At 70.0% G+C, this 26344-nt stretch carries 23 protein-coding genes; 8 read left to right on the plus strand and 15 right to left on the minus strand.

Features of this window, described 5'->3' with window-relative positions; translation table 11 throughout:
- Positions 1-4: 4 nt before the first annotated feature.
- Positions 5-238, plus strand: a complete 234-nt coding sequence (locus G6038_RS18870; protein WP_165039325.1) for a hypothetical protein — start codon at positions 5-7, stop codon at positions 236-238.
- A gap of 177 nt (positions 239-415) precedes the next feature.
- Positions 416-1108 carry a GTP pyrophosphokinase family protein gene (locus tag G6038_RS18875; protein WP_165039345.1) on the plus strand — a complete coding sequence of 231 codons (693 nt, stop codon included), beginning with the start codon at positions 416-418 and terminating at the stop codon, positions 1106-1108.
- A gap of 152 nt (positions 1109-1260) precedes the next feature.
- On the opposite strand, the gene G6038_RS18880 is transcribed toward G6038_RS18875, so the two are convergent.
- A complete protein-coding gene (locus tag G6038_RS18880; protein ID WP_165039326.1) occupies positions 1261-2091 on the minus strand; it encodes a siderophore-interacting protein in 831 nt (276 codons plus the stop codon).
- A 29-nt stretch (positions 2092-2120) separates the two neighbouring features.
- Positions 2121-3557: an MFS transporter gene (locus G6038_RS18885; protein WP_165039327.1), complete on the minus strand. Its 1437-nt coding sequence runs from the start codon at positions 3555-3557 to the stop codon at positions 2121-2123.
- A 109-nt stretch (positions 3558-3666) separates the two neighbouring features.
- On the opposite strand from G6038_RS18885, the gene G6038_RS18890 reads away from it, so the two are divergent.
- Both G6038_RS18890 and G6038_RS18895 read left to right on the plus strand, forming a co-directional pair.
- The gene (locus G6038_RS18890; protein WP_165039328.1) at positions 3667-4560 is read left to right on the plus strand and encodes a phosphoribosylaminoimidazolesuccinocarboxamide synthase; all 894 of its coding nucleotides are present in this window, start codon (positions 3667-3669) and stop codon (positions 4558-4560) included.
- A complete protein-coding gene (locus G6038_RS18895; protein WP_165039329.1) occupies positions 4557-6698 on the plus strand; it encodes a S9 family peptidase in 2142 nt (713 codons plus the stop codon). The genes G6038_RS18890 and G6038_RS18895 overlap by 4 nt, the downstream gene beginning before the upstream one ends.
- Positions 6699-6783: 85 nt before the next feature.
- Here the strand turns inward: G6038_RS18895 and G6038_RS18900 are convergent, their stop codons facing one another.
- Both G6038_RS18900 and G6038_RS18905 read right to left on the minus strand, forming a co-directional pair.
- On the minus strand, positions 6784-7473 hold the full coding sequence (locus G6038_RS18900) for a response regulator (RefSeq protein ID WP_165039330.1): 690 nt from the start codon (positions 7471-7473) through the stop codon (positions 6784-6786).
- Positions 7470-9026 carry a sensor histidine kinase gene (locus G6038_RS18905; protein ID WP_165039346.1) on the minus strand — a complete coding sequence of 519 codons (1557 nt, stop codon included), beginning with the start codon at positions 9024-9026 and terminating at the stop codon, positions 7470-7472. The genes G6038_RS18900 and G6038_RS18905 overlap by 4 nt, the downstream gene beginning before the upstream one ends.
- A gap of 192 nt (positions 9027-9218) precedes the next feature.
- Between G6038_RS18905 and G6038_RS18910 the strand changes: the two genes are divergently transcribed.
- Entirely contained in the window at positions 9219-10625 is a 1407-nt protein-coding gene (locus G6038_RS18910) for a cation:dicarboxylase symporter family transporter (protein ID WP_165039331.1), read from the plus strand.
- A gap of 46 nt (positions 10626-10671) precedes the next feature.
- Here G6038_RS18910 and G6038_RS18915 read toward each other — a convergent pair whose 3' ends face one another.
- The 6 genes from G6038_RS18915 to G6038_RS18940 all read right to left on the minus strand — a co-directional run bounded on the left by G6038_RS18915 (position 10672) and on the right by G6038_RS18940 (position 17084).
- Positions 10672-11760 (minus strand): nucleoside hydrolase, encoded by a 1089-nt coding sequence (locus G6038_RS18915; RefSeq protein ID WP_165039332.1) that lies wholly within the window; start codon positions 11758-11760, stop codon positions 10672-10674.
- Between the two features lie 132 nt (positions 11761-11892).
- Positions 11893-12498: a TetR family transcriptional regulator gene (locus tag G6038_RS18920; protein ID WP_165039333.1), complete on the minus strand. Its 606-nt coding sequence runs from the start codon at positions 12496-12498 to the stop codon at positions 11893-11895.
- Between the two features lie 94 nt (positions 12499-12592).
- Entirely contained in the window at positions 12593-13510 is a 918-nt protein-coding gene (locus G6038_RS18925) for a LysR substrate-binding domain-containing protein (RefSeq protein ID WP_165039334.1), read from the minus strand.
- Positions 13511-13520: 10 nt separating this feature from the next.
- Complete coding sequence (gene ahpF / locus G6038_RS18930; RefSeq protein WP_165039335.1) at positions 13521-15110, minus strand: alkyl hydroperoxide reductase subunit F; 1590 nt, start codon at positions 15108-15110, stop codon at positions 13521-13523.
- Between the two features lie 136 nt (positions 15111-15246).
- A complete protein-coding gene (ahpC, locus tag G6038_RS18935; protein ID WP_165039336.1) occupies positions 15247-15810 on the minus strand; it encodes an alkyl hydroperoxide reductase subunit C in 564 nt (187 codons plus the stop codon).
- Between the two features lie 197 nt (positions 15811-16007).
- The gene (locus tag G6038_RS18940; RefSeq protein ID WP_165039337.1) at positions 16008-17084 is read right to left on the minus strand and encodes an alkene reductase; all 1077 of its coding nucleotides are present in this window, start codon (positions 17082-17084) and stop codon (positions 16008-16010) included.
- Positions 17085-17197: 113 nt separating this feature from the next.
- Between G6038_RS18940 and G6038_RS18945 the strand changes: the two genes are divergently transcribed.
- On the plus strand, positions 17198-17944 hold the full coding sequence (locus G6038_RS18945) for a Mut7-C RNAse domain-containing protein (protein ID WP_165039338.1): 747 nt from the start codon (positions 17198-17200) through the stop codon (positions 17942-17944).
- Positions 17945-17949: 5 nt separating this feature from the next.
- On the opposite strand, the gene G6038_RS18950 is transcribed toward G6038_RS18945, so the two are convergent.
- Positions 17950-18654, minus strand: coding sequence for a GAF and ANTAR domain-containing protein (locus G6038_RS18950; RefSeq protein ID WP_206025113.1), 705 nt, complete (start codon positions 18652-18654; stop codon positions 17950-17952).
- A gap of 201 nt (positions 18655-18855) precedes the next feature.
- Here G6038_RS18950 and G6038_RS18955 point away from each other — a divergent pair, with 201 nt between their 5' ends.
- Positions 18856-20967 (plus strand): NAD(+) synthase, encoded by a 2112-nt coding sequence (locus G6038_RS18955; RefSeq protein WP_165039340.1) that lies wholly within the window; start codon positions 18856-18858, stop codon positions 20965-20967.
- On the opposite strand, the gene G6038_RS18960 is transcribed toward G6038_RS18955, so the two are convergent.
- From G6038_RS18960 to G6038_RS18970, 3 genes are all read right to left on the minus strand, one after another.
- Positions 20964-22196 carry an aminotransferase class I/II-fold pyridoxal phosphate-dependent enzyme gene (locus tag G6038_RS18960; RefSeq protein WP_165039341.1) on the minus strand — a complete coding sequence of 411 codons (1233 nt, stop codon included), beginning with the start codon at positions 22194-22196 and terminating at the stop codon, positions 20964-20966. The two genes, G6038_RS18955 and G6038_RS18960, sit on opposite strands and share 4 nt — an antisense overlap.
- A gap of 243 nt (positions 22197-22439) precedes the next feature.
- Complete coding sequence (locus tag G6038_RS18965) at positions 22440-23108, minus strand: NAD(P)H-binding protein (RefSeq protein ID WP_165039342.1); 669 nt, start codon at positions 23106-23108, stop codon at positions 22440-22442.
- Positions 23105-24028, minus strand: coding sequence for an EamA family transporter (locus G6038_RS18970; protein WP_346772859.1), 924 nt, complete (start codon positions 24026-24028; stop codon positions 23105-23107). The genes G6038_RS18965 and G6038_RS18970 overlap by 4 nt, the downstream gene beginning before the upstream one ends.
- Positions 24029-24106: 78 nt before the next feature.
- Here G6038_RS18970 and G6038_RS18975 point away from each other — a divergent pair, with 78 nt between their 5' ends.
- A complete protein-coding gene (locus G6038_RS18975; protein ID WP_165039343.1) occupies positions 24107-24988 on the plus strand; it encodes a LysR substrate-binding domain-containing protein in 882 nt (293 codons plus the stop codon).
- A gap of 385 nt (positions 24989-25373) precedes the next feature.
- On the opposite strand, the gene G6038_RS18980 is transcribed toward G6038_RS18975, so the two are convergent.
- Positions 25374-25970 (minus strand): maleylpyruvate isomerase family mycothiol-dependent enzyme, encoded by a 597-nt coding sequence (locus G6038_RS18980; RefSeq protein ID WP_165039344.1) that lies wholly within the window; start codon positions 25968-25970, stop codon positions 25374-25376.
- Positions 25971-26344 lie beyond the last annotated feature (374 nt).

Genomic DNA, 26344 nt, shown 5'->3' on the forward strand with positions numbered 1-26344 from the left:
AGTCGTGAAGGTTCTGAACACGAAGCTGGGCAAGGTCGCGGCGACCGGGACGATCGCGTTGGCCGCAGTGGGCGTCGGCGCCGGCGTCGCGAGCGCCGCACCCGATTCGTCCCCGGTTCAGCAGCAACATCAACAGCAGCCGTCGCCGCAGCACCAGCCGGCCCCGCAGCATCAGCAGCCCGGGCCGCAGGATCACGGGTTCTGGCTGTTCGACCGGTGGGTGCCGCTGCCGTGGTGACGACTGCGCTCGTCCATCCCGGCTGAGGACGCGCAGCGACCGTGCCGTCCCGGTGCGGTCGCTGCGTGCCGCCCTCGCGCTCGTCACCGCGGCTCCGAGTCGGCGCTGGGCCGCACCTCGGCCGACCTGGCAGACTCGATCGGGAAGGCGATGAGGAGACAGACGGTGACGGAAACGGTGGACGGCGCTGACGACGTGCAGCTGAGACAACCACGAATCGAGCCGGCGCAGCTCGACCTGGACCCACCGCAGATCGCGCTCCAACGGGAGTTCCGCCGCGTCCTGATGGTCTACAAGTTCGGCATCGACGAGATGATGACCAAGATCAACATCCTGCGGGAGGAGTTCGGCTTCGCCCACGACCACAACCCGATCGAGCACGTCAAGTCGCGGCTGAAGACCCCGGAATCGGTCGTCGAGAAGGCCGTCCGCAAGAACCTGCCGCTCACCCTCGACGCGATCCGCGAGAACATCTACGACATCGCCGGCATCCGCATCACCTGCAGTTTCATCTCCGACGTCTACCGGATCTTCGACCTGATCGCCGGGCAGCACGACGTCCGGATCGTCCAGGTCAAGGACTACATCGCGCATCCGAAGCCCAACGGGTACCGGAGCCTGCACGCGATCGTCGAGGTCCCCGTGTTCATGTCCGACCGGGTGCGGCCGGTGTTCGTCGAACTGCAGATCCGCACCGTCGCGATGGACTTCTGGGCCAGTCTCGAACACAAGATCTTCTACAAGTACGACAAGGCGGTACCCGTCGAACTGCTCGACGAACTCCGGGCAGCGGCCGCGACCGCCCGCGACCTCGACATCCGGATGGAGGCCCTGCACGACCAGGTGCACGGGCCCGACGCGTCGCCCTGACCGTCCTGCGGCCGAGCGAATGTATCGCCCGCTACCGCTGAGGAGATGGACGATACATTCGCTCGGCCCGAGTCACGGCCGCTCGGCCCGAGTCACGGCCGCTCGGCCCGAGTCACGGCCGCTCGGCCCGAGTCACGGCCGCTCGGCCCGGCTCAGGCGTCGTGCTCGGTGAAGTCCCGGTCGTGATCGGTGGTGCGGCCGTACCCGGTCTCGGTCATGCCGTGCCGCCAGTAGCCGATGACGAGGGTGGACCTGCGGTCGAAGCCCGCCTCGTTCCGCAGGTACCTGCGCATCCGCAGCACTGTCGCGGATTCGGCCGAGACCCACGCGAACCGCTTCAACTCGCCCTCGGGGATCGGCACGGCGGTCGCCGCGTCGGCCAGGTGTGTGGTGGTGCCCGCGGGGGCCCCGTCGCGGTGCACCCAGCGGATCTCGATGTCGGCGGGGGAGCGCAGGTCCTGCTGCTCACCCTCGTCGGCGACCTCGACGACGGCGGTCCCGCGGGCGCCCTCTGGTAGGCGTTCGAGCATGCGGCCGATCGCGGGCAGCGCCGTCTCGTCGCCGACGATCAGGTACCAGTCGGCCGGGGGCGCGACGATTCCGCCGCCGCCGGCCGCCGCGATGCGGTCGCCGGGACGGGCCCGCTCGACCCAGGCGCCGGCCAGCCCTTCGTCGCCGTGCCGGACGAAGTCGATGGCCATCTCGGCTGCTGCGGGATCGAGCCGCCGCACGGTGTAGGTGCGGACCTGCGCCTTGAGCGTGGGATCGGGCCACTCGAGGCGACGGCCGCCGGTGTTGACCGGCAGGTCGAGGTCGCCGTTCTCCCGCGGGAAGATCAGTTTGATGTTGGGGACGCGGGTCGGGTCGCTCGTGTAGACCTCGACCCCGCGGCCGGCGAACGTGACGCGGCGCATGCGGGGGGTGATGTCCTCGACCTTCGCGACTTCGATGACGCTGGGCAGCAGCCCGTCTTCGTTCGACATGACCCACACATTAGGTGAGGCTTTCCAACCTAAGGGGTGTCGGGTGGTTCGGCGGGCCGGTTCGGCATCGTCGCGGCCGTCACGGCCAGGCCCACTGCGGCCACGAAGAGGGCGACGAACACCGGCCCCACCGCGCCGGCGAGCCGCTCCGGCTCCAATGGGGCCGACCCGGCGCCCCCGTGCGCGGCCAGCGCCGAGTTCGCCAGCGCGCCGAACACCGCGACCCCGACCGCGCTGCCGATCGATCGGGCGAACGAATACGCCCCCGTCACCACGCCCCGCTCGGCCCACGTCACGCTCGACTGCGCCGAGATCAGCGCCGGGCTCGCGATCAGGCCCATCCCGAGACCGACCAGCACGCAGCACACCGCGACCTGCCACACCGGCGACCGCTCGTCGAGCAGCGTCAGCAGACCGGTGCCGGCCAGCACCGGCACGGACCCGATCATCGCGGTGTTGCGGAACCCGATCCGCAGGTAGAACCAGCCGGAACGAGCCGCCGCGAGCGGCCAGCCGATCGTCATCGTCGACAGGGTGAATCCCGCGACCAGTGCCGTCGTGCCCAGCGACCCCTGCACGTACGCGGGCACGTAGGAGGTCAGCCCGAGCACCACCGCGCCGACGAGGGCAGCGACCGCGCTGCTGGTCACCACCACACGACGGGCGAACACCCACGGCGGCAGGATCGGCTCCGGCGCACGCCGCTCGACCCACACGAACAGCAGCAACAGCGCCGCACCGGCCGCGAACACTCCGGCGCTCGGCGCCGACGCCCACGCCCACGCCTGCCCGCCCTCGAGCAGGCCCAGGATCAGCAGACCCGAACCCGCGGCGAGCGTCGCCGCGCCGGCCCGGTCCACCCGCCGCCGGGCGCCCGAGGGCCGTGGCTCGGCGAACGCCCGCAGCAGCACCCCCGCGGCCAGCGCACACAGCGGCAGGTTGACCCAGAAGATCCACCGCCACGACACATAGTCGGAGAACACACCGCCCACGGCGGGGCCGACGATCGCTGACATGCCCCACACGCTCGCGAGGTAGCCCTGCGCCTTCGCACGCTCGGCGACGGTGTAGATGTCGCCGGCGATGGTCTGTGCCATCGGCAGCACGGCCCCCGCCCCGAGACCCTGCACCGCGCGGAACGCGATCAGTGCCGGCATGCTCCACGCCAGCGCGCACAGCGCCGAGCCCAGCGCGAACAGCGCGATGCCGAACACCAGCACGGGTTTGCGCCCGTACACGTCCGACACCTTGCCGTACACCGGCACGAGCACGGCCTGCGTGAGCAGGTAACTCGAGAACAGCCACGGGAACTGCGTGAAGCCGCCGAGGTCCGCGACGATGGTCGGGACGGCGGTGGCCAGGATGGTGCTCTCGAGGGCGACGAGCGCGGTGGCGAGCATCAGAGCCGCGAGAATCGGTCCGCGTTCCGAGCGCAGACCCACGTCGATCCGGGGTGCGGCCGACATCACGCTCCTGTTCGGGGTGGGGTTCCGGTCACGATCATTGTCATAGTGAACGATCCGGCGATCGGACGGGGGTGCGGTGCAGGTCGGCGCGGCGCACTAGGGTGGCAGCGTGCGTCCATCACTCCAGTCCTACCCCCACCTCGCCGGCGGCAAGGTCCGGGACCTGTATGTCATAGACGACGAGCACCTGCTCCTCGTGGCCAGCGACCGGATCTCGGCATACGACCACGTGCTCGACACCCCGATCCCCGACAAGGGCCGGGTGCTCACCGCGATGAGCGTGTTCTTCTTCAACCTGCTCGAGGTGAACCACCACCTCGCCGGGGAGCCCGACGACGAACGCATCCCCGCTGAGGTCCTCGGCCGCGCCCTCGTCGTCAAACGGCTGAAGATGGTGCCGATCGAGTGCGTTGCCCGCGGCTTCCTCACCGGGTCGGGCCTGCTCGACTACCGGAAGACCGGCGCAGTGTGCGGCGTCCTGCTGCCCGAGGGCCTCGTGGAGGCCAGTCGGCTGCCGGATCCGATCTTCACCCCGGCGAGCAAGGCCGAACTCGGCGACCACGACGAGAACATCTCCTTCGAGGAGGTCGCCGACAAGGTCGGCGTGGATCTCGCCGTGAAGCTGCGCGAGGACACCCTCGACATCTACGGCCGTGCCGCGATGTACGCGGCGGACAAGGGCATCCTGCTCGCCGACACGAAGTTCGAGTTCGGCCTCGACGACGCCGGCAACCTCGTCCTCGCTGACGAAGTGCTCACCCCCGATTCGTCACGATACTGGCCCGCCGAGGGCTACGAGCCCGGCAAGGTGCAGCCCAGCTTCGACAAGCAGTTCGTGCGCAACTGGCTGACGAGCCCCGAGTCCGGCTGGGACCGTGCGTCCGACACACCGCCGCCGCCGCTGCCGCAGCACATCGTCGACGCCACCCGTGAGCGCTACATCGAAGCCTACGAACGGATCTCGGGCCTGTCGTTCGCCGACTGGTTGGGGCCGAGCGCATGACCCCGCCGATCGCCAAGCGGGTCCCGTCCGAGCGGGTCCATCACGGACACACCTTCGTCGATGAGTACGAGTGGCTCCGCGACAAGGAGAATTCCGAGGTCATCGCCCATCTCGAGGCCGAGAACGCGTGGACCGAGAAGCAGACCGCGCATCTGGCGCCGCTGCGGGAGCGGATCTTCGAGGAGATCAAGTCCCGCACGCAGGAAACCGACATGTCGGTCCCCACCCGCATGGGGAACTGGTGGTACTACGCCCGTACCGTCGAGGGTAAGCAGTACAGCATTCAGTGCCGCTGCCCGATCGCCGACCCCGACGACTGGAATCCGCCTGAGCTGGCACCGGGTGTGGAACTGCCCGGCGAGCAGGTGCTGCTCGACGGCAACGTCGAGGCGGCCGGGCACGAGTTCTTCTCCCTCGGCGCGTTCTCGATCAGCCACGACGGGACGCTGCTCGCGTACTCGGTCGACGTCGTCGGCGACGAGCGCTACACGCTGCGGTTCAAGAACCTCGGCACCGGCGAGCTGCTCGCCGACGAGATCCCCGGGACCGCGCCCGGCGCGACGTGGGCGATCGACCACAGTCACATCTTCTACCTCACCGTGGACGAGTCGTGGCGGCCGGACACCGTGTGGCGGCACCGTCTCGGCACGTCCCACACCGAGGACGTCAAGGTCTTCCACGAGCCCGACGAGCGGTACTGGGTGTCGGTGGGTACCACCCGCAGCGAGAAGTACCTGATGATCTGGGTGGGATCCAAGATCACCACCGAAGGCTGGGTGCTCGAATCCGCGGATCCGACCGGCGAATTCCGGGTGCTGCTGCCGCGCCGCGAGGGCGTCGAGTACGGCGCCGAGCATGCCGTCATCGGCGGCGAGGACCGGTTCCTGGTCATGCACAACGACGTCGTCGAGGTGGTGAACGACGCGACGGGGGAGATCACTCGCGAGAAGGCGGAGAACTTCGTCCTCGCCGAGGCGCCCGTGGACGATCCGTCGGCGCTGCGCACTCTCATCGGGCACCGGCACGACGTGCGTCTCGAGGACGTCGACGCGTTCGCCGGGCACCTCGTTCTCGGATACCGGCGGGAGGCGCTGACCCGGCTCGCGGTGTGGCCGCTGACCGCCGACGGCTACGGCGAGCTGACCGAACTCGAGTTCGACGAGGAACTCTTCGCCGTCGGTCCGGGTGCGAACCCGGAATGGCAGCAGCCGATGCTGCGGCTCGGCTTCACGTCGTTCATCACCCCCAGCCGGGTCTACGACTACGTCGTGGATTCGGGAGAGTTGTTGCTGCGCAAGGCCCAGCCGGTGCTCGGCGACTTCGACCCGGCGGCCTACGAGCAGCGCCGGGACTGGGCGGTGGCCGAGGACGGCACCCGCATCCCGCTGTCGATCGTGACCCGCAAGGGCACGCCCGAGAATTCGCCGGCACTGCTCTACGGTTACGGCTCGTACGAGGCCAGCATCGACCCCGGTTTCTCGGTGGCGCGGCTGTCGCTCCTCGACCGGGGCATGGTCTTCGCGGTGGCGCACGTGCGGGGCGGTGGCGAGATGGGCCGGCACTGGTACGAGAACGGCAAGACGCTGGCGAAGAAGAACACCTTCACCGACTTCGTCGCGTGCGCCCGGCACCTGATCGACACGGGTGTCACCGGCCCGGACCGGCTCGTCGCCGACGGCGGCAGCGCGGGCGGCCTGTTGATGGGCGCAGTGGCGAACCTGGCGCCGGAGCTGTTCGCCGGGGTCCTCGCGAACGTGCCGTTCGTCGACCCGCTCACGTCGATCCTCGACCCGTCGCTGCCGCTGACGGTGATCGAGTGGGACGAGTGGGGCAACCCCCTCGACAACCCCGAGGTGTACGAGTACATGCGCTCGTACAGCCCGTACGAGAACGTCGAGGCGAAGGACTACCCGGCGATCCTCGCGATCACCAGCCTCAACGACACCCGGGTGCTCTACGTCGAGCCGGCCAAGTGGGTGGCCAAGCTGCGTGCGACGAAGACCGGCGACTCTCCGCTGCTGCTCAAGACGGAGATGAGTGCCGGCCACGGGGGCGTGTCCGGACGGTACGAGAAGTGGCGCGAGGTGGCCTTCGAGTTCGCATGGGTGCTCGAGACCTCCGGGGCGTACCGCGGTTGAGAACCGCTGGGGCCGAATGTCACATCCATTCGATGTAATCGACACGGTGTGACATTCGGCCACAACGGCCACCGCGTGCCGCCGTTCAGCGCGGCGCGTAGCGGATCTGCGGACGGCCGGCGCGGCCGTACTCGGTGTGCCGGGAGGCGACGCCGTCGTCGGCCAGGCGCTCCAGATACCGCCACGCCGTCACGCGCGACACGCCCACCGCGCTGCCCACCTCGGCGGCCGTCAGGGGGCGCGACGCGTCCCGCAGACACCGGGCCACCGCATCGAGGGTTTGCGGCGCAACGCCTTTCGGGGACGAGGCGCGCGGATCGGAGGTCCGCAGCGCAGCCATCGCCCGGTCGATGTCGTGCTGGCCGGTGGCCGTGCCCGAGGCGCCGAGCGCGTTGCGGTAGGCCAGGTAGTGGTCGAGCTTGTCGCTCAGGGCCGCGAAGGTGAACGGCTTGAGCAGATACAGCACGATGCCCCGGGCGACGGCGGTGCGGACGACCTCGAGGTCGCGGGCGGAGGTGACGGCGATGATGTCCGGGCTCGGTCGGATCCCGCTCATCGCGGCAGCCACGTCGAGGCCGCTCATGTCGGGCAGGCCGATGTCCAGCAACACCAGATCCACCGGCTCGGCGGTCCGCGCGGCGTCGGCGACGGCACGCAGCGCGGCCTGCCCGGTGTTGGCGACGGCGACGACCGTGAACTGCGGCAGCCGATCGACGTAGGCGCGGTGGGCGTCGGCGATGCGGGGCTCGTCCTCCACGACGAGGACGCGAATCATTTTGCGCCGCCCGCGTGCTCGGCCTGCATGGGGATCTCCGCGACGACCATCGAACCCAGCGACGGCTCGGTCCGCAGGGTGCCGCGGTGCCGCGCCACCACCTGCGCGACGAGGGCCAGGCCCAGGCCGTGGTGGTCCGCCTTCGTGGAGTAGCCCCGCGCCATGGCACGAGCGAGGGTTTCCGGCGACATCCCCGGCCCGCTGTCCGCCACTTCGACGATCATGTTCGAATCATCCTGCCGTATCGTCACTTCCACCCAGGGGTCATCGACGGCCCGCGCGGCGTCGATGGCGTTGTCCACCAGGTTGCCGACGAGTGTCACCAGATCGCGGGTGCCGAGCGGCGTCGCGCCCAGGGCGGTGTCGTCGGTGACGGTCAGCTCCACGCCGCGCTCGGCGGCGTCGTTGATCTTCCCCAGCAGCAGGGCGACCAGCGCGGGTTCCTGCACCGACGCGGTGAGCCGGTCGATGAGCTGCTGCGACAGGCGCAGCTCCTCCGTCGCGAACGCGACCGCCTCCTCGGGGCGTCCCAGTTCGACCATCGTGACGATGGTGTGCAGCCGGTTCGCCGACTCGTGCGCCTGCGCGCGCAGCGCGTCGGCGAAGCCGCGCACCGAGTCCAGTTCGCCCAGCACTCGCCGCAATTCGGTGCGATCCCGCAACGTCATCACCGTGGCGATCCGTCGGCCCTCCCACTGCACCGGGCTGCGGTCGACGACCAGGACGCGGTCCTCGGTGAGAAGTACGTCGCCGCGGGCGTCCGGGTCCGAGCCGGCCACCCGCAGCGCCTCGGGCAGATCCTCCGTCGTTACCGGGCCGTCGCCGAGGCCGAGCAGGCGCCGCGCCTCGTCGTTGACGACCTCCACGCGTGCGGGCTCGTCGGTGCCGAGCACGATCAGGCCCTCGCCGATCGCGTGGAGGACCGCGTCGTGGTGCTCGTAGAGCCGGCGCAGCTCGTCCGGTGCGAGTCCGAGGGTCTGGCGGCGCAGGCGCCGGCTGACGAGCACGGCGCCGGCGGCCGCGACGGCCAGGGCCGCGGCCGACAGGCCCAGGAGGGCGGGCAGCCCGCGGGCGAACTGGTCGGCGACCTTCGCGCGGGTGACTCCGACGGCGACCAGACCGACGACGCGTTCGTCGTCGAGGATCGGCGTCACCGCCCGGATGGACGGGCCGAGCGACCCGGCGTACGTCTCGGTGAACGCGGTGCCGGCGAGGGCCGGTTCGATGTTGCCGCTGAACGGCAGACCGATCATCGCGGGGTCGGTGTGGGTGTACCGGGTCCGGTCCGGCGCCATCACGACGATGAAGTCGGTGCCCGTCGCCTCCCGGATCCGTTCGGTGCGCGGTTGCAGCACCGCAGTCGGGTCCGGCGTACGCAACGCCGCGGCCGTCGAATCGGAGCCGGCCAGGGATTCGGCGATGGCGAGCACGGTGCGGCGGGTGGCGTCGTCGCTGTCGCGGCGCTCGTCGATCCCGACGAGGACGGTACCTGCGGCGATGACCAGGGCGAGCACTGCCAGCTGCAGCACCAGCAGCTGACGTGCCACGCTCATCGACGGCCGGTGCGCGGTCGGCGGCACGGACGTACTCCTTCCGGATGCCGGTGGTCCGCCTCGTGAGCGCGACGTCACCTGAACGAAATGAACGCAATCTTCACCGGGTGAGTCTGCGCTACCACCATTTCTATCAGGAACGTGACCGCGATCACGAAGTCCCCCGAAACGTCCCATCCGAGAGGATCCGCCATGAGCACGTCCACAGACTCCCGGGCATCCGGTGCCACCCCACCGGCGAAGCGCAGAGACCGGACGCACTGGCTCTACGTCGGTGTCATCGTGGCGGTGGTGGCCGGCGTCCTCGTCGGCTGGCTCGCCCCGGACGTCGCAAAGTCGTTCGGCGTCCTTGGCACGATGTTCGTCGATCTCATCAAGATGATGATCAGCCCGGTCATCTTCTGCACGATCGTCCTCGGCATCGGCTCGGTGCGGGCCGCCGCCAGCGTCGGCAAGGTCGGCGGCCTGGCGATGGTGTACTTCCTCGGCATGTCCACCGTCGCGCTCGGTATCGGACTGGCGGTGGGTAACCTGCTCGATCCGGGCAGCGGCCTGAACCTCTCTCCGGAGGCCGCCGGCACCGGCGCCGCGCTGGCCGACAAGGCCCACGCCGCGGGCGGGACCATGGACTTCATCGCGTCGATCATCCCGACGTCGCTGCTGTCGGCGCTGACCGAGGGCAGCGTGCTGCAGACCCTTTTCGTCGCACTGCTGGTCGGCTTCGCGCTGCAGGCCCTCGGAAAGACCGGCGAGCCGGTCCTGCGTGGCATCGGCTACCTGCAGAAGCTCGTGTTCAAGATCCTGTCGATGATCCTGTGGCTCGCTCCGATCGGTGCCTTCGGCGCCATCGCCAACGTGGTCGGGCAGACCGGTCTCGGCGCGGTCGTCCAGCTCGGCACCCTCATGATCGGGTTCTACCTCACGTGCGTGCTGTTCGTGTTCGGTGTGCTGGGCTCCCTGCTGCGCATGGTGTCCGGGGTGTCGATCTTCAAGCTGGTCAAGTACCTGGCCCGCGAGTACCTGCTGATCTTCGCGACGTCCTCGTCCGAGTCCGCGCTGCCCCGGCTCATCGCGAAGATGGAGCACGTCGGTGTCGAGCGCACCACCGTCGGCGTCGTCGTTCCCACCGGCTACTCGTTCAACCTGGACGGCACCGCCATCTACCTGACGATGGCTTCGCTCTTCATCGCCGATGCGCTCGGTTCGCCGCTGTCCCTGGCCGAGCAGCTCTCCCTGCTGGTGTTCATGATCGTCGCCTCGAAGGGCGCGGCCGGAGTGAGCGGCGCGGGCCTGGCCACGCTCGCCGGCGGCCTGCAGAGCCACCGCCCGGAGCTGCTCGACGGCGTCGGCCTCATCGTCGGCATCGACCGGTTCATGTCCGAGGCGCGCGCGGTCACCAACTTCTCCGGCAATGCCGTCGCCACCCTGCTGGTGGGAACGTGGACCGGCACCGTCGACCGCGGCCGCGTCCGCGACGTCCTCGCCGGCCGCATCCCGTTCGACGAGGAGACGATGGTCGACGACGGCCACGGTCCGGCCGCCGAGCCGAAGCCGGTCGTCGCCGCCGAGCCGGAAGAGAAGGTCCTGGCACGCGCCTGACCTTCCTCCACGAAATCCCTTGTGGCCGAATGTCACACCGCTTCGATCAGATCGAACCGGTGTGACATTCGGCCACAGACGTGTGCCGTCGGCTACCCACTCGGGACAGGGCCCCGGCGTGGGTGCCGACCCGGTCGACGAGGTGATCGAAGAAGGCCTGCGGGTCGGTGGCGACGACGATCTCGGCGTTCGGTTGCCGGCCCCACATGCCGGACCAGTCGGCGACCGTGGTGCCGCGGGTGAGCCGGCCGTCGAGTTCGACGTCGACCGTCGCCGGGCGGGTGGTGAACGGCACCGTTCCCAGGGCGACCGCCGCCGCGAACGGATCGTGGACGTGCGCCAGGAAACCCTGATCCTGATCGCGGTGGAATTCCATGTAGAAGCGCAGCGCATCGGACAGGTGCCGCACGACCGGGTTGGACGCCTCCGAGCGCCGTCCGCGCGGATCGTCCGGCGAGAGCACTTCGGTCGGCGAGCTTCCGGCCGCCTCGGCGATCCGGCGGACGTGCTCGGGATGCATGGCGATCGACTCGGTCGTGTCGAGGGAGCACACAATCGGCCGGCGGTCGGGCGCCACCGCGGAGAACGCGTCGAACACCGCCTTCGCGGCCTCGGGGTCCACCGCGACGTTCCACTCGGAGGTGGGTGTGGTGTTGCCCGGGTAGTTGAATGCCCCGCCCATCATGACCAGACGACGCAACCGGTGGGGGAGTTCCGGATCGAGCCGGACGGCCAGTGCGAGATTGGTGAGCGGACCGGTGACGAGCCCGACGAGTTCGCCGGGGTGGGCGCGGGTCAGCTCCACCCATGCCTCGGCGGCGCTGCGGCCCGACGGGCCGTGTCCGGGGGCGGGCAGGTCGGCGTAACCGACGCCGCGCGGGCCGTGCGTGTCCTCGGTGGTCATCAGCGGCGCGACGAGCGGGGCCTCGGATCCGGCGGCGACCTCGATGTCCGGGCGGCCGCACACCTGCAGCCACGCCAGGTTGTTCGCGGTGACCTGCTGGACGGGCACGTTCCCCGCGGTGGAGAGCACCGCGACGATCTCCGCTTCCGGGCTCGCCAGCAGATAGAGCAGGGCGAGAGCATCGTCGATGCCGGTGTCGACGTCGGCGACGAGGCGGGTGGGTTCGGGCACCCGCCCATCCTGCAGTACGCGGCCGCGGCCCGGAACGGCCGGGGCGTGCCACACCCACGTGGATGCCGACCACCCCGCGGACGGCCGGTCGATCGCGGATCCGGACCGGCGCGGGCAGGGGCGAGTGCGGTCTCAGCCGACGATGCGCCGCAACTCCTCGCGGCAGCGGCGGTAGACCTCCACCGGCTCCTCGACCTCGCCCGCGAGGGTGAGTTCGCCCCAACGCTCCCAGCTCGTGCGCCACACGGCCACGGCCGTCTCGGCAATCAGCAGGATCGTCGCCGGGTCGTAGTGCGGAACCTGTTCGGTGAGGCGGGCCCGCAGGCGGGACGTGAGGACCTGCTCCTGCGACGCGGCGAGCGCCTGCAGGTCGGGCTCTTTCGCCAGCAGGCGCGCGACGCGACGGTGTTCCTCCAGGTCGGGGTCGGTCGCCCGGCTCATCACCGCCTCCGCGGCGGCCTCGACGCTGCTCAGGACGGCGGCGGGATCCGGGCCGGAGACCTCCAGCGCGTCGATCACCAGGAGCAGGCGGCGCTGTCCGGGCAGGGCCGCCTGCTCCTTGGAGGTGAAGTACCGGAAGAAGGTGCGGGCCGAGATGCCGACCCGGTCGGAGATCTGCTGGACGGTGGTCTCGCGGACGCCCTGTTCCTCGAACAACTCGAGGGCGGCCCGGTGGATTTCCTGGTGGGTGTCCAGGCAGCGCCGGGTCCGCAGATCGCGGGGGATGTCGACGTTCATGCGGTCCTTCCTCAGCCGGTGTCCTGCGATTATGACCACCCCTGTCGATGCCGGCATGCGTGCGGCAACCCGGCCGTCGCCTGGGGGTGTCGGCTCAGGAGGGCGGCGTCGTGTCGACCAGACCGGCGGGGAGCTGGCGGAACATCTCGGCGAGCTGTGGCAGGAAGTCGCGGAAGCCGCTGCTCTTGCGCCAGAACATGCCGATGCGGCGATGTGGGACAGGATCTTCGAAGCGGAGCAGCCGGATGTCCGGTGGCTGGGTGACCGGGGTGGTGACGGCCAGGCGGGGCAACAGTGTCACCCCTACCCCGGCGATCACCATCTGCCGCAGGGTCTCCAGGCTCGTCGCCCGGAAGCCGTTGCGTTCGGCGGCTCCGGTCAGCCGGCACACCTCGAGGGCTTGGTCCCGCAGGCAGTGACCGTCCTCGAGCAGCAGAAGGCTCTCGTCCGCGATCACCGACATGGGGGCAGGTTCGACCGTGGCGGCCAGCGGGTGCGTGGCCGGGACGGCGAGCACGAAGTCCTCGGAGAACAGGTACTCCTGATGCAGGTGTTCGTCGTTGACCGGGAGCGCCAGCACGGCGACGTCGAGGTCGCCGCCGCGGAGCCGCTCGAGGAGGTCCTCGGTCTTCTCCTCGATCAACAGCAGTTCGAGATCGGGGAACCTCGCCCGCACCTTCGGTACGACATGGGGGAGCAGGTACGGCGCGAGGGTCGGGAACAGGCCGATGCGAAGCGTGCCCGACTCCGGATCGGAGGACTGCCGGGCGATCTCGCGAATGTTCGCGGTCTCGCTCAGAATGATCCGGGCCCGCTCCACGATCTGCCTGCCCGCGTCGGTCAGGGTGATCTGACGCGGGCTCCGCTCGACGAGTTCGACGCCGAGTTCCTGTTCGAGCTTGCGGATCTGGGTCGACAGCGTCGGCTGACTGACGTAGCAGGCCTCCGCCGCCCGGCCGAAGTGGCGGTGATGCGCCACCGCGGCCAGGTACTCGAGATCACGCAGGTTCACGAGGGACGAACTATCGGACGACCGCGGCGACCGAGTCCTCGGCCGGGGCGCTGGTGCGGATGAGATGGTCGAACGCGCCGAGCGCTGCCGTCGCTCCGGCGCCGGCGGCGATGACGATCTGCTTGTACGGCACCGTGGTGCAGTCGCCTGCGGCGAACACGCCGGGCACCGAGGTCTGGCCGCGGTCGTCGACGACGATCTCGCCGCGCGGCGACAGCTCGACCGTCCCGGTGAGCCACTCGGTGTTCGGCAGCAGGCCGATCTGGACGAAGATGCCCTCGAGTTCGAGTGTGTGCGCGGTCTCGGTGGTGCGGTCCTGGTAGGTCAGGCCGGTGACCTTGTGGCCGTCGCCGAGCACCTCGGTGGTCAGCGCGCTGACGACGATGTCGACGTTCGGCAGGCTGCGCAGCTTGCGCTGCAGCACCTCGTCGGCGCGCAGCACCGAGTCGAACTCGATGAGTGTGACGTGCGCGACGACGCCGGCGAGATCGATCGCGGCCTCGACGCCGGAGTTGCCCCCGCCGATCACGGCGACGCGCTTGCCCTTGAACAGCGGTCCGTCGCAGTGCGGGCAGTAGGTCACGCCCTTGTTCCGGTACTCGGTCTCGCCGGGCACGTTCATAGAACGCCACCGTGCACCCGTGGACAGGACCACGCTGCGGGCGAGCAGGGAGGCGCCGCTCTCGAGTTCGACCTCGACGAGGCCGCCCTCGGTCGCAGGCACGAGCTTCGCCGCGCGCTGCACGTTCATGATGTCGACGTCGTACTGGCGGACGTGGTTGTCGAGTGCCGCGCCGAGCTTGGGGCCTTCGGTGTAGGGCACCGAGACGAAATTCTCGATCGCCATTGTGTCGAGCACCTGGCCACCGAAGCGCTCGGCGACGACACCGGTGCGAATGCCCTTGCGGGCGGCGTAGATCGCGGCCGCGGCGCCGGCCGGGCCGCCGCCGACGACGAGCACGTCGAACGGGTCCTTCTCGTCGATCGCGGCCGCCGCCCGGTCCGCGGCGCCGGTGTCGAGCTTGCCGATGATCTGCTCGAGGCTCATGCGGCCCGAGTCGAACAGCTCGCCGTTGAGGTACACCGTCGGCACGGCCATCACCTGACGTCCGTCGACCTCGTCCTGGAACAGGGCGCCGTCGATCGCGACGTGCTTGATGCGCGGGTTGAGCACGCACATCAGGTTCAGGGCCTGCACGACGTCGGGGCAGTTCTGGCAGGACAACGAGAAGTAGGTCTCGAAGTGCAGCTCGCCGTCCAGGTCCCGAACCTGCTGCTGCAGCTCCTCGGACTCCTTCGACGGATAACCGCCGACCTGGAGCAGGGCAAGCGCGAGCGAGGTGAACTCGTGGCCCAGCGGGATGCCGGCGAAGCGGACCTCGATGTCGGTGCCGACGCGGCGCACTGCGAAGGACGGGCGGCGCGCGTCGTCGTCGCGACGCTCGTAGGTGACCTTGTCCGACATCGCCGCGATCTCGGTGAGCAGTTCGGCGAGTTCGGCGGACTTGGGTCCGTCGTCGAGGGAGGACACGAGCTCGATCGGCAGGGTCAGCCGCTCGAGGAGGGACTTCAGTTGGCCGGCAAGCGAGGCTTCGAGCATAGGGATCTACTCCATCGACGGGGGGACGGTGAGTGGGAGAAAGGCACTGCGCCAAGTGGTTCGGCGCTCCGGGGTGGCGCGGGGTCCGGCGGACCGGACCCCGCGCCGCGCTACCGGGGTGTCGAATCCGGGTGCGTCAGATCTTGCCCACGAGGTCCAGCGACGGGGCGAGGGTGTCGTCGCCCTCTTCCCACTTGGCCGGGCAGACCTCGCCCGGGTGCGACCGGACGTACTGGGCGGCCTTGACCTTGCGGACGAGTTCGGCGGCGTTGCGGCCGATGCCCTCCGCGGTGATCTCCATGAACTGGATGATGCCGTCCGGGTCGACGAGGAAGGTGCCGCGGTCGGCCAGGCCCTCGTTCTCACGCAGCACCTCGAAGTCGGTGCTGATCTGCAGGGTCGGGTCGCCGATCATGGCGTACTTGATCTTGCCGATGGTCTCGGACGAGTCGTGCCACGCCTTGTGCGTGAAGTGGGTGTCGGTGGAGACCGAGAAGACCTCGACGCCGAGCTTCTGCAGCTCCTCGTAGTGGTCGGCAAGGTCGCCGAGCTCCGTCGGGCAGACGAAGGTGAAGTCGGCCGGGTAGAAGAAGAAGATCGCCCACTTGCCCTTGATGTCCTCGTCGGACACGGAGACGAAGCCGCCCTCCTGGTAGGCGGTCGCGGAGAAGGGCTTGATCTGCTTGTTGATCAGGGCCACGTTGAACCTCTGTTCGGTCGATATGGGTTTCTGACGTTGTGAACACTAACGACTTTCGATAGATAATGCCAATCGACCGGTCCGATTCGATTGATAGTCTGCATCTATCGGTATGATTGGTCGCGCCCGTCACCGCACCATGAAGACGGCGAGAGTCGTTCTCTCCGCTGCCGAGCGGAGCCGGTGCGGCACGAGGCTCAGCCCGCCTGCAGGAACGGGTAGTCGGTGTAGCCCTCGGCGCCCGGCGAGTAGAACAACGCCGGCCGCAGCTCGTTCTCCGGGTGCTCGCCGTGCCAGCGCTCGACCAGATCGGGATTGGCGATGAGCGCCCGGCCCACCGCCACGGCGTCGGCATGGGCGGCCTCGATCAGCTGCACCGCCTCCGCACGGGTAGTCGGGGACGCGAAGCCGCTGTTGGCGATCAGCCTGCCGCGGAACCGCCGGCGCAACTCCTGCACCAGCTCACCGGCCGGGTCCTCGTGCAGCACGGACAGGTAGGCCAGATTCAGCGGGCGCACCTGCTCGAGCAGGGTGCCGTAGGTGGCCAGGACGTCGTCCCGGTCGGTTTCGTAGGCGTCCTGGATGTTGTGCTCCGGCGAGATCCGCAGCCCGACCCGGCCGGCACCGACGGCCGATGCCACCGCCGTGACCACCTCCACGACGAAACGGGCCCGGTTCTCCGGCGAGCCGCCGTACTCGTCGGCGCGCTGATTGGCGGCCGGGGAGAGGAATTCGTGCAGCAGGTAGCCGTTGGCGCCGTGGATCTCCACGCCGTCCAGCCCGGCCTCGATCGCGCGGCGGGCCGCGGCGACGAAGTCCCCGATGATCGCCCGCGCCTCCTCGGTGGTCAGCGCGTGCGGCACCGGGTACGGCTGCTTGCCCTTCTCCGTGTGCCCCACACCGTCGATCGCGATCGCGCTCGGGGCGACGACCCGCCGGCCGCCGTTCACGTCGGGGTGCGTGACCCGGCCGCCGTGCATCACCTGCAGCACGATGCGGCCGCCGCGGTCGTGCACCGCCTCGGCCACCCGCCGCCAGCCGGCGACCTGCTCGCCGGTGACGATCCCCGGCTGGCCGACGAAGGCCTGCGATTCGTGGTTCAGATAGGTGCCCTCGGCGATGATCAGCCCGGCACTCGCCCGCTGCCGGTAGTGCTCGACCACCAGGTCTCCGGGGACGCCGGAGGAGCCGGACCGCAGCCGGGTCAGTGGGGCCATGACAACGCGATTGGCGAGTTCGAGGTCTCCGAGGGTGACGGGTGTGAACAAATCCATGTCGGGCGCAACCGGGCTGGCGTACCCGCGATTCCCGAACGTAACCGACTGCGACCGGCGTCACGCTCGCCGCGACGGTTGTGCCGGGTCACGCTGCGCGCGAAGATGGTCCGATGACCGGCCACGTCGAGGTCCGGGCGTACGCCGAGCTGAACGACTTCGTGGCGCCCGAGTCGCGGGGCATCGCGGTGCGGCGGCCGTTCCGCGCGCATCAGACGGTCAAGGACGTCGTCGAGGCGATGGGCATACCGCACACCGAGGTCGATCTGATCGTGGTCGACGGCGAGCCGGTGGACTTCGCGTACCGGCCGCACGCGGGCGCCCGCATAGCGGTCTATCCCTTGTTCGAGGCGCTCGACATCGAGCCGATCACCCGGCTGCGGCCGGTTCCACTGCGCGACCCCCGATTCGTGGTCGACGTCAACCTGGGCCGGCTGGCGCGCCTGCTCCGGCTGCTGGGGTTCGACGTGATCTGGACCTCCGACATGGACGACGCGGAACTGGCGCGGATCGGGCGTGCGGATCAGCGGATCCTGCTGACCCGCGACCGGGGACTGCTCGAGCGCCGGGAGATCACCCACGGGCTGTTCGTGCACGCCGACCGCCCGCTCGAGCAGATCGTCGAGGTCGTCCGCCGACTCGATCTCGCGGCGCGGTTCGCCCCGCTCACCCGGTGCCTGCGCTGTAACGGCCGGCTCGTCCCGGTGCCCAAGGACGAGGTGCTCGATCAGCTCGAGCCGCTCACCCGCCGCTTCTACGACGAGTTCGCCCGGTGCACGGACTGCGGACGCATCTACTGGGCCGGGTCGCATCACCGGAAGCTGGTCGCCCTCGTCCGGGAGATCGGCGCGGAGGTCTGACGCCCTCAGATCCGCAGGCCGACCTCGACGATCGCCTGCGCGACGGCGCGCACCGGAGCCTGATGACGGCGCGCGTAGGCGCGGATCAGCTCGAACGCCGCGGCCGGCGTGACGCCGCGGGCCTGGGCGGTGACGCCCTTGGCCTGCTCGACGACGATGCGGGCGTCGAGCGCGGTCTGCAGCTGCGCGGAGAGCTGCTCCTGCTGGCGCAGCTTGTCCGAGTTGACGATGTAACCGGTGGCCATGTCGGCGAACACCTGCGCGGCGGCGAGCTCGTCGTCGGCCCATTCCCGGGGCGCGCGGCAGTAGAGGTCCAGGGCGCCGACCTTGACCTCGCCGAGCTGCATCGGGACGCCGGCGACGGCGGCGATCTCCAGCCGCCGCGCCTCGGCGGCGAATTCCGGCCACAGATCGTCGCGGCGGCGGACATCCGGAACGGCGATGGTCTCGCCGTGCGCGAAGGCGTGCGCGCACGGTCCGGCGGCGAATCGTTCCTGGCACCGCTCCATCGCCTCGATCCGTTCGCCGGCGGCGGTGACGAACCGGAGCCGGCCGTCGACGTGCAGAGTCACTCCCGCTCCCGACAGCTCGAGCACGGTGGTCACCTTGCGGACGACTGCGTCGAGGGCGGCGTCGACCTCGTACGGGGTGAGGAGGCGCTGCGCGAACTTCGACAGCGCGGCGACGAATTCCTTGTGCCGGTAGGCCATCACCACCCCCTGTACCGCGCGGACGGGCCCGGTTTCCGTCGTCTGTACCGAGTGTTCCCCGAAACGCCGAGACAATGCCGCGAAAGTCCGGATCCGGCCCGCTCGACGTCGCCGAGTGGCGTCGAGCGGCCGGATCCCTAGGATTCGATCACGCGATCTGGGCGCCGCGAGGGCGTGGGTGACGGAGAAGGAGGCTGCGCGATGACCGACGAAGCCGGCGCTCGGGATGTCCCCGTCCCCGCGGCGAGACCCGAGTTCCGGTCCAGCTACCGCCACGGCTTCCTGCGGGTCGCGGCCTGCGCGACGCCGACGACGATCGTCGATCCGGCGGCGAATGCGGCGGCGGTGCTGCGGGCCGCCCGGGTCTGCCATGACGACGGGGTCGGGCTGGCGGTGTTTCCCGAGCTGACGCTGACCGGGTACTCGGTCGAAGACCTGTCGATGCAGGACACCGTGCTGGAGGCGGCCGAGCGGGCACTGGCGGAGATCGTCGCCGGCTCGGCCGGCCTGCTGCCCGTCCTGCTGGTGGGCCTGCCGCTGCGGCACCGGCACCGGATCTACAACGCTGTCGCGGTCGTCCACCGCGGGCGGGTTCTGGGGGTCGCCCCCAAGTCGTATCTGCCGACGTATCGGGAGTTCTACGAGCGCCGCCAGATCGCGCCGGGGGACGACGCGCGCGGCACGGTCCGGGTCGCCGGTCACGACGCACCGTTCGGTCCCGATCTGCTGTTCGAGGCCACCGACGTTCCCGGCCTGGTGCTCCACGTGGAGATCTGCGAGGACATGTGGGTCCCCATCCCGCCCAGCGCGGAGGCCGCCCTGGCCGGCGCGACGGTGCTGGCGAACCTGTCGGGCAGCCCCATCACCGTCGGCCGCGCCGAGGACCGGCACCTGCTGGCTCGTTCGGCGTCGTCGCGGTGCCTGGCCGCCTACGTGTACTGCGCGGCGGGAGCGGGGGAGTCCACCACCGACCTGTCCTGGGACGGGCAGGCGATGGTGTACGAGAACGGAATGCTGCTCGCCGAGACCGAGCGGTTCCCGCGCGGCGAACAGCACGCGGTGGCCGACGTCGACCTGGAACTGCTGCGCAACGAGCGCACCCGCATGGGCACCTTCGACGACAACCGGCGTCATCACGCGGCCCGCCTCGACGCGTTCCGCCGCATCGCGTTCACCCTCGCGCCTCCGCTCACCGACATCGGGCTGCGGCGCCGGGTGGAGCGATACCCCTTCGTGCCGTCCGACCCGGGCCGCCTCGAGCACGACTGCTACGAGGCGTACAACATCCAGGTCGCCGGGCTCGAGCAGCGCCTGCATGCGCTGAGTGGTCCGAAGCGCGGCGGTCCGAAGGTCGTCATCGGCGTGTCGGGCGGACTGGACTCCACGCACGCGCTCATCGTCGCCGTCAAGGCGATGGACCGTCTCGGCCGTCCGCGCGAGGACGTGCTCGCCTTCACCCTCCCGGGGTTCGCGACGAGCGAGCGGACCCGGGAGAACGCCCGCCGGCTGTGCCGCGCGCTCGGGGTGACGCTCGAGGAAATCGACATCACCCGTGCCGCGCGCGTGATGCTGGAGGATCTGGGTCACCCGTTCGCGCGCGGGGAACGGGTCTACGACATCACGTTCGAGAACATTCAAGCCGGGCTGCGCACCGACTATCTGTTCCGGGCCGCGAACCAGCGCGGCGGCTTGGTACTCGGGACGGGTGACCTGTCGGAGATCGCGCTCGGCTGGTCGACCTACGGCGTCGGCGACCAGATGTCGCACTACAACGTCAACGCCGGGGTGCCGAAGACACTCATCCAGCATCTGATCCGCTGGGTCGTCTCGTCCGGGCAGTTCGACGACGAGGTCGGCGCCACCCTCGAGGCCGTGCTGGGCACCGAGATCAGTCCCGAGCTCGTCCCGGTCGAGGAGGGGGAGACGCCGCAGAGCACCCAGGCCACGATCGGTCCCTACGACCTGCACGATTTCTTCCTGTTCCAGGTGCTGCGCTTCGGATTCCGGCCGTCGAAGATCGCCTACCTCGCATGGCAGGCCTGGCACGAGGCCGGCGCCGGGGACTGGCCGCCCGGCCATCCCGAGCATGCCCGCCGCGGGTACGACCTGCCCGAGATCCGGCGGTGGCTGGGCGTGTTCGTCCAGCGGTTCTTCGCCTTCAGCCAGTTCAAGCGGTCCGCGATGCCGAACGGGCCGAAGGTCGCCGCCGGTGGGTCCCTCTCACCGCGCGGGGACTGGCGTGCGCCCTCCGACGCGTCCGCGCGCATCTGGCTCGACGAACTCGACCGGGAGGTGCCGGAGGACCGGGGCTAGGTTCCGAGGACTTCCGTCAGCGGTGAGACGGCTCGTCGCCCGCGCATCGCCGCCGAGATGCCGTCGAGGATGTGCTCGAGGACAGCCGCCGACGTGGCGAAGTTGAGCCGCACGAATCCCGCTGCCGCGCTTCCGAAGGGTGTGCCGCCGTCGACCAGCACCCGACCGAGGTCCCGGATCCGGCGGATCGGATCGTCGACGGCTGCGGCCGAGACATCGACCCAGCTGAGGTAGGTGGCTTCCGGCAGATGGTGGCGGGCTTCCGGCAGGTACTCGCGCAGGACCGTGTCGACACGTCGCCGGTTGCGGTCGAGCACCCGTAGCAGCGTGTCCTGCCAGCTCTGACCGCGTTGCCATGCGGCCAGTGTGCCGAGCACCGCCGGGGTCGATACGGTTCCGTACAGGTCGGGCGGTTCGCCGTCCCGCATGGCGAGTAACTGCTTCGACCCGTAATGCGCGACGGCGCAGCGCAGTCCGGCGATGTTGAACGCCTTTCCGGCCGACGTGACGGTGATCGTCCGAGCTGCCGCCTCCGGACTGATCGACGCGAACGGGATGTGCCGGTGCGGCGCGTAGATCAGCTCCGCATGAATCTCGTCGCTGACGACGAGAAGGTCGAACTCGACGGCCAGCTCGGCGATGCGGGTGAGTTCGGAACGGGTGTGGACGCGTCCGGTCGGGTTGTGCGGATCGACCAGGACGAGCACTTTCGGGCGCGCGGCGGCGAGCGACGCCCTGAGCGCATCGAAGTCGAGCCGCCACCCGTCCTGGGTGTCGGCGAACGGGAACTCGACCGTCCTGCGGCCCATGGCCGCGATGGTGGCCAGGAAGGGCGGATAGTTCGGAGTCTGGATCACGACGGCGTCACCGCGCCCGGTGTGCAGGTGCAGGATCAGTTGCAGGGCCTGGATGAGATCGGTCTGCTCCCGGACGTCGGCGGGGTCGATCGTCCATCCGTATCGGGCCTGCATCCGCCGGGCGAACTCCGCCCGCAGCGGGGTGCCGCCGAGCCAATCGGGGTAGCCGAGTTCTCCCGACCGGGCCGAGTCGCACAGCGCGTCCCGGATCTCGGGGGCGATCGGGAAGTCCATGTCGGCCACCCAGGCCGGCAGGGCGCCCACGCGGACGGCACGTGCCCACTTGACGCCGGTGCGACGGACGAGATCGCCGATCTCGATGTCGTCGAATCCGGGATACCGGGCCTCCGATGCCGGAGGCAATCCGGTCATCGGACGGCCCCGGAACGGAGGTCCCCCGAGCGGTCCATGCAGTGAGTGTGCCCCGCGCCGCGTACCGGACGGAAGCGAACCCGAAACCCGATCCGTCCTCGTCCGCAACTGCCCGTGCACTCCGCGAGTCGTTGATCGAAGCGCGAAAGCGCCCGGCTGCCGTGCCGACTGCCGCCACCCGACCACTGGACAGACTGACCTGGCGGGCCTGTGTCCCCGTCGCGTGGGAGTCGAGCGCTGCGGTCACGTGGCCGGTGATGTGGCGGCGTGAACATTCGAGTTCTGCGCAACGGTGAAGTGCCGGTCGGTGCCGGGGCGCTCGATTTCGTCCAGGGCGGCCACGGCGAGGTCCTCGGCGGTGATGCGTGAGGTGCCGTCCGGCTCGGTGAGCAGGGTGGTGGTTCCCCGTCGGTACCTGCCGGTGCGGGTGCCGGGTTCGAGGATCGCGGGCGGGCTGAGGTAGGTCCAGCGGTGGTTCGGGTGCTGGGCGCAGGTGCGGAGCTGGGTGGTACTGGCCTCGGCGATCGCTCGCCATTCGGTCGGCACGTAGTCCGGATCGTCGATGACCAACAGGTCGTCCTGGTGAGGTGAGCGTAGGGGTCCGGCCCCGCCGATGACGAGTAGACGGGCCCCGGCGCGGGCCGTGGCGTCCAGCACTGCGGTCGTGAGGGGCGCTATCGTCTGCTCCTGGCCGGGAGCGGCACGGACGACGAGGATCGCGGCGTGGGCGTCGGCGAGTGCGGCAGCGAGTTGCCCGGGTGCGACGGCATCGACGGCGAGGGGAGTGACGCCGGGGTCCGGGGGTGTGCCGGGGTGCCGGGCGGCGGCGGTGACGCGGTGCCCGCGGGAGGCGGCTTCGGTGACGAGGCGCGAGCCGACCATGCCGGTGGCGCCGATGACGGTGATGTTCACGACGGAAGTCCTTTCCTCGTACGGGGTCGAGGGACGATCTGCCCCGCGCCCAGCGCCGTGACGGCGAGCGCGAAGCCGACAAGTTGGAGTGCGCCGAGGGTTTCGCCGGCCACAAGGACACCGAGGGCGGCGGCCACGAGGGGGGAGAGCAGCCCGAGCAGCGCGGTCGCGGTGACCGGCAGGGTGCGCAGGCCGTGGAACCAGAGGGTGTAGGCCAGAAGACCACCGATGATGCCGAGCCAGAGGTAGCCCGCCACGGCAGGGGCGCCGATCCGGCTGGGAATCCCCTCGAGCAGCAGCGTCGGGGCAAGCAGGACCAGGCCGCCGGCGGTGAGCTGCCAGGCTGCGAAGCCGATCGCGCCGACTCCGTCGGGCCGGCCCCACCGTGCGGTGAGAACGACGCCGATTCCCATTGCGGCGGCACCGGCCAGACCTGCGACGATGCCGACGGGGTCGAACATCGCTCCGGGGCCCGGCACCACCAGCCCCACCCCGATCACGCCGATGACGCCCCAGCTCAGGCGCCGGAGCGAGAGGCGTTCGGACAGAACGATCACGGCGAGGACGGCGACGATGATCGGCTGGGTCGCCCCGAGCGTGGCGGCCACTCCGCCGGGCAGTCGTTCCGCGGCGAGGAACAGCAGCGGGAAGAACAGGCCGATGTTCAAGGTGCCCAGCACTGCGGCCTTCCACCACCATGCCCCGCGCGGAAGCGTGCGGGAGAGCAGGAGGGCGAGTACACCTGCGGGCAGAGCGCGCACGAGTGCGGCGAACAGGGGGTGGTCAGGGGGTAGCAGTTCGGTGGTGACGAGATAGGTGGTACCCCACACCGCCGGGGCCACGGCGGTCATCGCAGTCAGCGCCGCACGGTTCGTCACCGGGCCGGGCGACGTGGGCGGGACCGTTGTCGTCGTAGTCACCCCACCACTGTCGTGCCCTTGGTTCGATGAGTCCAACACATGCTTTGCATCGCAACGATCGTGCTGCACGATAAATACATGGATTTGCAGCAACTGCGGTACGTGCTCGCCGTGGCCGAGAAGCGGAACTTCACCCGAGCGGCCGAGCAGTGCTTCGTCGTCCAGTCGGCGCTCAGTCACCAGATCAAGGCGCTCGAACAGGAGCTGGGCGTGCCGCTGTTCGCCCGGACCAGCCGCCGGGTCGAACTCACCGAGGCCGGGGCGGCGTTCCTGCCCGCTGCGCGGGCGAGTGTGGAAGCCGCCGAGCGTGCCGCTGCCGACGCGGCCGCGACCGTAGGGCAGATTCGGGGCACGCTGACGATCGGTGTCATCCCCACCGTGACCGCGATCGACATTCCCGCTGTGTTGGGCGAATTCCACCGCGCCCACCCGGCGGTGCGCATCGCGCTACGACACGGCGGCAGCGACGAACTCATGACCGCGATCCGGGCGGGCGACGTCGACGTCGCCGTGCTGGGCCTGCCCGACGCGACCACCCCCCACCGTGTCCGGTCCGTCGAGTTGGCCCGCGAACGTCTCGTCGTCGTACTCGCCGCCGATCATCGACTGGCGGGGCGGCGCCGTCTGCGCCTGCGCGATCTGACCGAGGAGACCTTCGCGGATTTCCCTGCCGGCACCCAGGGACGCGCACAGAGCGACCTCGCCTTCGATGCCGCCGGCCTGCGGCGCGAGGTGACCTTCGAATCGATGTCCACCGCGCTGATCCTCGACCTCGTGAAACAGGGCCTCGCCGTCGCGCTCCTGCCCCCGGCATTCGTCCCCTCGAACCCGGACCTGGTCACGGTACCCGTGGCCGACGGGCCGACCCGAGTCGAATACCTCGCCTGGAGCGACTTCAATCCCGCCCCCGCCGCGGTGGCATTCCTGGACGCGCTGCACTCCCGAATGTCATCGAATTGACGTTATTCCCAAACGATTCCGATGCAACCATCGCCCTGAGTGGCTGAGACCGGTCAACGAGGATCCGGCGCCGGAGGTGATCGACGATCTTCGGCATCCGCCGATTTCACGGTACGGTCCACTTGCGAAGGGGCGCGGTATGTCCGTATCGAAAACCAGGCCGAGGGGACGGCTCATGCCGACCAGCGCGGGCACCCATGAGGGGCGCATCGACAGTGCGGCCCCGGGAGGGGGCAGACCGCGCGAAGGCGGTGCTCCCGTTCGGCACCGTCGAGACCTGGCCGAACACGACCCACTCCCTGCCAATGCGGGTTGCCGACCCGCTCGAGGACCGACTCGAGGAGTTCTGGGCCGACCACGAGGAGTAGCGCGGTTGGTGGGTGGGTCAGCCACGGCGTAAGGCGCGGCCATCGGGCAGGGTTCGGCCGCTCAGAAGCGCCACCAGGCGGCCGCTGTCGGCCCGCACCACCTCGCCGCTTCCCCAGCTCCAGTCGGTGTCGTCAGCCTCGAGCCGGACCCCGGTCAGGTCGATCCCGAACAATGCGCCGTTCGCGGCGGTGAGCTGGTCGAGGACGGCAACCACGGCCTCGACCGGCGCAACCGTCGGCCGGTCGAGCGCGACCGTGACGTCGAGGGAGTGGATCACCGCATGGCTGAGCGCACCGGCCGCCCCGCCACCCGGCGGCTGCCACTCGTGCAGCAGCGGCGACCGGAGGTGGGCCAGGTGTTCGGCGACCGGCAGGGAGGCGTCGCGGGCGGCCACGGTGTCGGACAGCAGGGTGAAGTCGCCGCCCGCCGCCGCCATCTCGGCTCCGAACTGCTCGGGTGTGAGCCGCGCCGGCATCGTTACGTGCGCGACCACGTGGCGGACCTGCCACTTCTCGCAGAGCGACGGGGCGTCCCAGGTCTCGGCGGGCGCGGAGGCGAGAAAGTCGGCGAGGCCGTCGTACGTCGGCGGTACCCCGGACTGCAGGTTGGTCACGGTCGGTCCCCTTTCGGTCGTTTGGGCAAGGTGCTCCTCGAACCTGTCGAGGGAGGTGAGGAAGCCGGCGCGGCCTCGGGTGAGCGCTTCGGCAGCTGATGCACTGAGTTCCTCCCCGCACTGTCGATGACGGTGATGCGGAGGTTGAGACTCCACGGGTCGGACAAACTCATCGGTGGGAATCGTCACTCATCCGCATGCGGATCACGGTCACCGCCGTCTCGCACCGCGCCGACGCCTGTCGAACCTGAGCGGACCGCTCACGGTGCCCACGCCGGGTCGCGCAATTCCAGCACGAGGGCATTATCTTCACCTGCACGCCGGGTCGAGCCGAGTCCCCCGGGCACCCAACCGGACCGCGCTGTGCTACGGCG

Origin of the sequence: Rhodococcus sp. 14C212 (genome assembly GCF_011058195.1) — a bacterium.
Taxonomy (GTDB): Bacteria; Actinomycetota; Actinomycetes; order Mycobacteriales; family Mycobacteriaceae; genus Rhodococcus; species Rhodococcus aetherivorans.